This window comes from Kitasatospora sp. NPDC051914 (assembly GCF_040680995.1).
Taxonomy (GTDB): Bacteria; Actinomycetota; Actinomycetes; order Streptomycetales; family Streptomycetaceae; genus Kitasatospora.
Map to the genome: position 1 here is coordinate 130,838 of NZ_JBFAXX010000016.1, position 8,728 is coordinate 139,565.

Genomic DNA, 8,728 nt, shown 5'->3' on the forward strand with positions numbered 1-8,728 from the left:
CTGGACGTGCTCGGGTTCCCCGCTGGGAGGCGGTCGTGGCAGCACCGGCTTGGCAGTTCTGGGTGGACCGCGGGGGCACCTTCACCGATGTCGTCGCCCGGCGGCCGGACGGCCGCATCCTCACCTGCAAGGTCCTCTCCGAGGACCGCCGGCACCGGGACCCGGCCGTGCAGGGCATTCGCACCCTGCTCGGCCTCGGCCCCGAGGAGCCGCTCGACGGGGTGCCGATCGACACCGTCCGGATGGGCACCACGGTCGCCACCAACGCCCTGCTGACCCGCAGCGGCGAGCGCACCGCCCTGGTGGTCACCCGCGGCTTCGGCGACGCCCTGCGGATCGGCTACCAGAACCGCCCGCACATCTTCGCCCGCGAGATCCTCCTGCCCGAGCTGCTGCACGAGCGGGTGATCGAGGTGGACGAGCGGATCACCGCCGACGGCACCGTGCTCCGCCCGCCCGACCTGGACGCACTCGCCGAACAACTGGAGGCCGCACACCGGGACGGCATCCGCTCGGTCGCTGTCGCCCTGCTGCACAGCCACCTGCACCCGGAGCACGAGCAGGCCGTCGGCGCGGCCGTCCGGCGCGCGGGCTTTCCGCACCTGTCGCTCTCCAGCGAGGTGAGCCCGCTGATGAAGCTGGTGCCGCGCGGCGACACCACCGTGCTGGACGCCTACCTCTCGCCGGTGCTGCGCCGTTACGTCGAGCAGGTCGGGGACAAGCTGCACGGGGTGCGGCTGATGTTCATGCAGTCCAACGGCGGGCTCGCCGAGGCCGGGCACTTCCGCGGCAAGGACGCCGTGCTCTCCGGCCCGGCCGGCGGCATCGTCGGCATGGCCCGGATGTCCGAACTCGCGGGCCACGACCGGGTGATCGGCTTCGACATGGGCGGCACCTCCACCGACGTGTCGCACTACGCGGGCGCCTACGAGCGGGTGTTCACCACCCAGGTCGCCGGCGTCCGGCTGCGCGCCCCGATGCTGGCCATCCACACGGTGGCCGCGGGCGGCGGCTCGGTGCTGCACTTCGACGGCAGCCGCTACCGGGTCGGCCCGGACTCCGCCGGCGCCGTGCCGGGACCGGTCTGCTACCGCGGCGGCGGCCCGCTCACCGTCACCGACGCCAACCTGATGCTCGGCCGCATCCAACCCGCCCACTTCCCCGCGGTGTTCGGCCCGGACGGTGATCAGCCGCTCGACCTGGACGCCGTCCGGCAGGCCTTCACCGACCGCAGCGCGGAGATCCGCGAACACACCGGGGACGACCGCAGCCCCGAGGAGGTCGCCGCCGGCTACCTGCGGATCGCCGTCGCCAACATCGCCAACGCGGTCAAACGGGTCTCCGTCCAACAGGGCCACGACGTCACCCGGTACGCGCTGACCACTTTCGGCGGCGCGGGCGGCCAGCACGCCTGCGCGGTCGCCGACGCCCTCGGCATCCGCACCGTGATCGTCCCGCCGATGGCCGGCGTGCTGTCCGCCCTCGGCATCGGGCTCGCCGACACCGCCGTGCTGCGCGAACAGTCCGTGGAAGCCGCGCTGGAACCCGCCGCGATGCCCCGGATCGACGCGCTGGCCGAGGAGCTGACCAGGGCCGCGCGCGACGAACTGCTCGCCGAGGGCGTGCCCGCCGACCGCATCCGCACCACCTGCCGCGCCCACCTCCGCTACGACGGCACCGACACCGCCGTCCCCGTGGAACTCGCCGGGCCGAAGGCCATGACCGAGGCCTTCGAGGACGGACACCGCGCGCTCTACTCCTTCCTGATGGACCGTCCGATCGTCGTCGAGTCCCTCGCCGTGGAGGCCACCGGCCTCACCGAACAGCCCGACCTCACCCCGCTCGGCGCAGCCGGGGGCGAGGACCCTGCCCACGAGGGGCCTGCCGGCGAAGCGCCCGCCGGCGAGGAGCCCGCCGGAGAGCCCGAGCAGGTCCGGCTGTGGAGCGACGGGACGTGGCACGAGGCCGCGCTGCTCCGGCGCGAACTCCTGCACCCCGGGCAGACGGTGGCCGGGCCGGCGGTGATCGCCGAAGCGGGCTCCACCACCGTGGTGGACACCGGCTGGCAGGCCGCCGCAGGCCCGCTCGGCCACCTCCTGATGGAACGCACCGCCGCACCCGCCGAGGCCGACGCCACCGCCGAGGCGGACCCGGTGCTGCTGGAGGTCTTCAACAACCTCTTCATGGCCATCGCCCAACAGATGGGCGCCCGGCTGGAGTCCACCGCGCAGTCGGTCAACATCAAGGAACGGCTGGACTTCTCCTGCGCCCTCTTCGACCCGGACGGCAACCTGGTCGCCAACGCCCCGCACATCCCCGTCCACCTCGGCTCGATGGGCACCACCGTCAAGGAGGTGCTGCGCCGCCGTCGCGGCTCGATCCGGCCCGGCGACGCGTACGCCGTCAACGACCCCTACCACGGGGGCACGCACCTGCCGGACATCACCGTGGTCACCCCGGTCTTCGACGGCGAGGGCGAGGAGATCCTGTTCTTCGTCGCCTCCCGCGGCCACCACGCCGAGATCGGCGGGCTGACCCCCGGCTCCATGCCGGCCGCCAGCCGCCGGATCGAGGAGGAGGGCGTCCTCTTCGACGACTGGCTGCTCGTCGAGGACGGCCGGCTGCGCGAGGCCGAGACGCGGCAGCTGCTCGCCTCCGCGGCCCACCCCTCGCGCAACCCGGACGCCAACCTCGCCGACCTGCGCGCCCAGATCGCCGCCAACCGCAAGGGGGTCGAGGAGGTCGGCGCGATGATCGACCACTTCGGGCGGGACGTCGTCCAGGCGTACATGCGGCACGTCCAGGACAACGCCGCCGAGGCCGTCCGCCGGGTGGTCGACCGGCTGGAGGAGGGCGAGTACCGCTACGAGACGGACTCCGGGGCGGTGATCGCCGTCCGGGTCTCCGTCGACCGCGAACACCGCACCGCCACCGTCGACTTCACCGGCAGCTCGGCACAGCTCCCCGGCAACCTGAACGCTCCCTCGGCCGTGGTCACCGCCGCCGTCCTGTACGTCTTCCGCACCCTGGTGGCCGACGACATCCCGCTCAACGACGGCTGCCTGCGCCCGCTGCGGATCGTCGTGCCGCCCGGGTCGATGCTGGCACCCGAGCACCCGGCGGCCGTGGTCGCCGGGAACGTGGAGACCTCGCAGGCCCTGGTCGGCGCCCTGTACGCGGCGCTCGGCGTGCAGGCCGAGGGCTCCGGCACGATGAACAACGTGAGTTTCGGCAACCGCCGCCACCAGTACTACGAGACCCTCGGCTCGGGCTCCGGAGCGGGGGACGGCTTCGACGGCGCCTCCGTCGTCCAGACCCACATGACCAACTCCCGCCTCACCGACCCGGAGGTGCTGGAGTGGCGGCTGCCGGTGCTGCTGGAGGAGTACGCGGTGCGGCCGGGCAGCGGCGGCGCGGGGCGCTGGCGCGGTGGCGACGGGGCCGTCCGCCGGGTGCGGTTCCGCGAGCCGATGACCGTCAGCCTGCTCACCGGCCACCGCCGCGTCCCCCCGTACGGCCTGGCGGGCGGAGAACCCGGTGCCCTGGGCACCAACCGGATCGAACGCGCCGACGGTACCGTCCAGCACCTGGCCGGCTGCGACTCGGCCGAGGTCGCCGCCGACGACGTCCTGGTCATCGAAACCCCCGGCGGAGGCGGCTACGGCTCGCCCTCGACGGCAGCCCCATAGGGACGCGTGGGGGTACCTCCCGGCCGAAGGCCGGGGGAGAACTGCGCAATCCGGATGCGGGCCACCGTGCAAATCACGGTTCGGCCGGGGAGGTGTCCCCACGCGCCCCTGAGGGGCTCTCAGGCCCCCGCGGGGGCGAGGAGGTGGCGCAGGGAGCGGTTGTGGCGGCGGAGCCAGGCGCGGTAGGCGGGGTTGACGCTGGCCAGGTCGAGGTAGGCCCGCCGGAGGTCGGTGTAGAGGTCGTCGAGCACCTGGCCGCCGACCGCGCCGGGCCGCCAGGTGAGCAGCAGCCGTACGGCGAACGGGTCGCCCTGTACCGGTCGTAGTACGGTGCCCGGCCCGGGCGGTGAGGTCGGCTGGCAGGGGCGCACCGCTTCGCCGGAGGCGACGAGTTCGGCGGCGGTCGCGTTGTCGCGGACCTGGACGACCCGCGGGTCGAGCCCGGCCTCGGCGAACACCCGCCGCAGCGCCGCGTATTCGTGGTCGGCGGTGGGGTCGACCATCCAGGTGTCCTTGGCCAGGTCGGCGAGCCGGACGACGGACTGGGCGGCGGCCGGGTGCCCCTCGGACAGGGCGACGAACTGCGGTTCGCGGGCCATCAGGACGCGCTGTGCGGCGCCGGCCGGCAGCCGCAGCGGGAAGCCCTCGCTCTCGTGGACGAAGGCGACGTCCAACTGGTCGGCGGCGACCATGTGCAGCAGGGCGATGGCCGATATGTCGATGTGGATGGTGGTGTCGGTGTCCGGGAGGCGGTCGTGGACGCGGCGCAGCCAGGCGGCGACGGCGCGGCTGCCGACGCTGCCGATCCGCAGGCGTCTCCGTCCGGTGCCGGCGGCCTCCTCGCGGGCGGCGGCGAGGAGGGCGTCCATGCCGCTGATGACGGGTCTGGCCCGGGAGAGCACCGAGTGGCCGAGCGGGGTGGGCCGACTGCCGGTCTGCTCGCGGGTGAACAGCCTTCCGCCGATGGCCCGTTCGATGCGGTGCAGCTGGGTGGTGAGGGAGGGCTGGGTCATGCCGAGCCGGCGGGCGGCCTTCCGTACGCTGCCGGTGTCCGCGATCGCGCACAGTACACGCAGGTGTCTGACGTCGAGCTCCACTACGGGAGCATAACCAGGCACCCTCGATCCGCCAAGTGCATGTCAAGATTTGCTCACGGAACGTCAAAGATCTTCACTGCCAGGGGTATTGCACGGTGCTATCACCGGTTGGCATCTCCGCGCCCCCGATCCGCTGGCTCAAGCTCGGTGCATCAACCGTCACCGTGTCCCGCGGCCTCCCCACGGCCCGGGACCCGCGAATGGAGTCCCCCACATGAAACGCTCCATGACCGTGCTCGCCGCTGCCCTCGGCCTCGCCCTCGCCGGTGCCACCGCCGCGACGCCCGCCTCGGCGGCCCCTGCCGTCCAGCAGGGCTTCCAGGGCTACACCGGCACGGCCCACGCCGGCACGGCCGCCGAGGAGGCCGGCAACAAGGCGTTCTACGAGGCCGTGATGAAGTCGGCGCTGGCCAAGCAGGCCGCCCACCCCTACCTCAAGGCCGTCACCGTCACCTACGACGCCAGCCGGGCGCCCTCCTTCTCGACCGTGATCTCCCGCAGCGCGCAGATCTGGAACAGCTCGGTGAGCAACGTCCAGCTGCGCTCCGGCAGCAACGCCGACTTCCGCTACTACGAGGGCAACGACTCCCGCGGCTCCTACGCCAGCACCGACGGCCACGGCCGCGGCTACATCTTCCTCGACTACGCGCAGAACCGGCAGTACAACTCGCTCCGGGTCACCGCGCACGAGACCGGCCACGTGCTCGGCCTGCCCGACCACTACTCCGGCCCGTGCAGCGAGCTGATGTCCGGCGGCGGCCCCGGCACCTCCTGCACCAACCCCTACCCGAACTCGGCCGAGAAGCGCCGGGTCAACACCCTCTGGGCGAACGGCTTCGCCGCGGTCGGCTGACGACCGCGCGGCGCGCCGACGGCCCGGCCCCGTGCGGGGGCCGGGCCGTTACTCGCCTGCTGGGGCGGCCCTGCTCAGTGGCGGCCGCCGAGCGTGAACAGCAGGATCACGAAGCCGGCGAACAGATGCGTGCCCGCGATGTAGATCGAGGCGCGGATCAGCATCGCCCTGCGCTTGTTCTTCTCGTCGCGGACTGCCTCGCTCACTGCCGTGCTCCCGGTGTCTGGGCGTACCTGCCCGTCCATTGTGCACGGCCGCCCCGCACCGCCCGTCGGGCGGCCCCGCCCGGTCAGGGTGCCGAGCCGAAGTCCTGCGTCCACCACGGGCCGCCCTCGCCCAGGTGCACCCCGACGCCCAGGTCGGTGAAGCCGCAGTTGAGGATGTTCGCCTTGTGTCCGGGGCTGTTCATCCAGCTCTTCATCACGTCCGCGGCGTCGCGCTGACCGGCGGCGATGTTCTCGCCCCAGCTGCTCCACTTGTAGCCCGCCGCGTCGATCCGCGGCTGCGGGCCCTGGCCGTCCGGGTTGGTGTGGTCGAAGAAGTTCCGCGCCGCCATGTCGTCCGAGTGGCGCTGCGCCGCGAGCTCCAGCTTGGCGTCGGACTTCACCGGGGTGCAGCCGACCTTGCTGCGCTCCTGGTTGACCAGCTGGACCACCTGCTGCTTGATGCTGAGCGTCGTCGGGGCCGGGCTGGCGCTCTTCGAACGGGTCGGCGTCGGCTTGGGCGTCGTCGGGGTGGGCGTGGGCGTGGGGGTGGGCGACGGGCTGGCGGACGGCGAGGGGGAGGCCGTCGGCGACGGGGTGGGCGTGGGGGAGGGCGGTGCCTCGCTGGAGAGGGCGGCCTGCACCTGCACGGACGGGACGGGCGGCTCGGCGGTCGTCCGGCCGCCGGGGCTCGGCATGGCGACGGCGATGACCGCGGCCGTGGCGGCGGTCACCGCGACCGTGCCGCCGACCGCCAGTGGCATCCTCGGCCGGGCGCTGGCGCCGCGGTGCGCGCCGCGGCCACCGCCCCGCCGGTGCGAACGCGGCAGCGAGCCGTGGTGCGACACGGTGCCGGTCGACGGCGCGGGGGCCGGCGGAGCCGCGGCCGGTGAGAGGTAGGCGCCCAGTGCGCCGAGGTCGCCCGCCGACACCGGCACCATGGCCAGGCCGGCCAGCAGCCCCTCGGCCGGGAACAGGCCGCTCCAGTGGCGCGAGCAGATCGCGCACTCGCGGGCGTGCCGGGCTATCCGCTTGCGCCACAGCGCGCTCGGCACGCCGTCCCAGCGCATGGTGAGCTCCGAGAGCGTCCCGCACCGGTCGGCCACCGCCAGTGCGCGGACGACGACGCGGGCCGTCTCCAGCTGGCCCTTCATCCGCTGCACCCGCACGGCGGCGTGCTGCGGCGGCAGCTCCAGCGCGGAGGCCAGCTCGCCGCGGGTCAGCTCGCCGGCCGCCTCCAGCCACCACAGGGCGAGCAGCTCGCGGTCGGCCTCGTCGAGCCAGCGGGTCGCTTCGGCCACCTCGCGGCGCTGCCCGGACAGGCCGAGCCGGACGATGGTGAGGTCGACGAAGTCCGCCCCCGGATCGGCGACGTCGTACGCGTCGCTCAGCCCGGCGCCCGCCGCACCCGCCTGTATTCGCTCGTGGTGGCGCCGGCGGATCTGGTTCATCGCGATGGCCACCAGCCACGAGCGGAACCCGGCCGGGTCGCGCAGGCCGTGCAGGCCGTCCATGGCTCTGAGCAGGGTCTCCTGCACGACGTCGTCGGTGTCGGAGTGGCCGCCCAGTGCCCGGCCGACGATGTTGTAGAGCAGAGGCAGGTGCCCGCTGATCAGCTCGTCCGTGGCGCGCTGGTCGCCGGCCCGGGCCTGCACGACCAGCAGTGCTGCGCGGTCACTGTCCATGGCGGTCCACCTTCTCGGTCGGGCCGGTGTGCGGCCCCGTGCTGTGCTGCTGTCGTACTGGGAGATCGTTCCGCGGGCTCCGGATAACGAAAATCGCACCGGATTTCTGTACGAGGCGCCGGGCAGCTGTGCGGTGGACAGTAGCCGACCGCGCAACCGGGCCGCACCCGCCGGACGCGCCCGTTGTGGCCTGCGGGAAAAACTCGCTCGCGCCGGGCGGCCGGCTCCGTCACCCTGGCGCGATGACGGATTCCCTGGTGAGCACGGCTGCGGCGGGCGCTGCGGCAGGTCTGGGCGTGGCGATGCCCCTGGGCGCGGTCGGCGTCCTGCTGCTGCAGGAGGGCGGCCGCGGTCTGCGCCAGGGGGCGAGCGCGGCGACTGCGGTCGCCCTGGTGGACTTCGTGTACGCAGCGGTCGCCGTCCTGGTCGGTCCGAGGCTGGTCGGTCTGCTCGGCGGCGGCGAGGGTTGGGTGCGGCTGGTGGCCGCCGCGGTGCTGGTGGCGATCGCGGTCCGCGGCCTGCTGTCGCTGCGCGGCGGGTCGGCCCCCGGGGCCGCGTCCGCACCGGCCGAGGGCGGCTCGGCCCGGCGCTCCTTCGTCCGCTTCGCACTGCTGACCCTGGTCAACCCGACGACGGCGCTCTACTTCACCGCGCTCACCGCGGCCCGCGGTGCGGCGGCCGCAGGTACGGCCGTGGCCGTCGTCTTCGCCTGTGCGGTGTTCGCGGCCTCCCTGGTCTGGCAGCAGCTGCTCGCCGCGGCCGGCGCGTTCGCCGGGACGCGGCTGACCGTCCGGACCAGGCGCGTCACGTACGCGCTCGGCTACGGGCTGGTGCTCTGCTTCGCCGTCCGGCTGGCCTGGCCGAAGGGCTGACCGGGCACTCCGGGACGGGGCTCGATCCGGGCGCTGTGGTCCGGGCCACAGGATGGGCCGGCCGGTGTCCGGCTTCGTTGGGCGCTCCGTGGTCGACCGGTCGACACCGTGTCGACCGTGTGGCCCGGATCACCGGCCGATCTGCGTGATCCGGCTCACCGGAGCCGCCCGCCGACGGGCCGGAATCCGCTCTAAATCGCGCCCGGCGGAGTCGCCCCGGAAGATCGATACGGCCGGTAACGGTGTCCTGACCTGCTGGTTTGTGGTCGAACCTTGTTTCGTGGGTGGTGGGTCCCTACCTTCGAAACCAGTGCGGCGGACCGCCTGGC

General features: G+C 73.7%; 6 protein-coding genes. 3 read left to right on the forward strand and 3 right to left on the reverse strand.

From position 1 onward, the window contains the following. Positions 1 to 35: 35 nt before the first annotated feature. Positions 36 to 3,689: a hydantoinase B/oxoprolinase family protein gene (locus tag AB0M03_RS13400; RefSeq protein ID WP_363491527.1), complete on the forward strand. Its 3,654-nt coding sequence runs from the start codon at positions 36 to 38 to the stop codon at positions 3,687 to 3,689. Between the two features lie 119 nt (positions 3,690 to 3,808). Here AB0M03_RS13400 and AB0M03_RS13405 read toward each other — a convergent pair whose 3' ends face one another. Beyond that, positions 3,809 to 4,786 (reverse strand): LysR family transcriptional regulator, encoded by a 978-nt coding sequence (locus tag AB0M03_RS13405; protein ID WP_363491528.1) that lies wholly within the window; start codon positions 4,784 to 4,786, stop codon positions 3,809 to 3,811. Positions 4,787 to 5,000: 214 nt separating this feature from the next. On the opposite strand from AB0M03_RS13405, the gene snpA reads away from it, so the two are divergent. After that, complete coding sequence (snpA, locus tag AB0M03_RS13410) at positions 5,001 to 5,639, forward strand: snapalysin (RefSeq protein ID WP_363491529.1); 639 nt, start codon at positions 5,001 to 5,003, stop codon at positions 5,637 to 5,639. A 74-nt stretch (positions 5,640 to 5,713) separates the two neighbouring features. On the opposite strand, the gene AB0M03_RS13415 is transcribed toward snpA, so the two are convergent. Both AB0M03_RS13415 and AB0M03_RS13420 read right to left on the reverse strand, forming a co-directional pair. Continuing rightward, complete coding sequence (locus AB0M03_RS13415; protein ID WP_363491530.1) at positions 5,714 to 5,845, reverse strand: DUF6126 family protein; 132 nt, start codon at positions 5,843 to 5,845, stop codon at positions 5,714 to 5,716. Positions 5,846 to 5,928: 83 nt separating this feature from the next. Beyond that, a complete protein-coding gene (locus AB0M03_RS13420) occupies positions 5,929 to 7,527 on the reverse strand; it encodes a sigma-70 family RNA polymerase sigma factor (protein ID WP_363491531.1) in 1,599 nt (532 codons plus the stop codon). 242 nt (positions 7,528 to 7,769) lie between these two features. On the opposite strand from AB0M03_RS13420, the gene AB0M03_RS13425 reads away from it, so the two are divergent. Continuing rightward, on the forward strand, positions 7,770 to 8,399 hold the full coding sequence (locus AB0M03_RS13425) for a LysE family transporter (protein ID WP_363491532.1): 630 nt from the start codon (positions 7,770 to 7,772) through the stop codon (positions 8,397 to 8,399). Positions 8,400 to 8,728 lie beyond the last annotated feature (329 nt).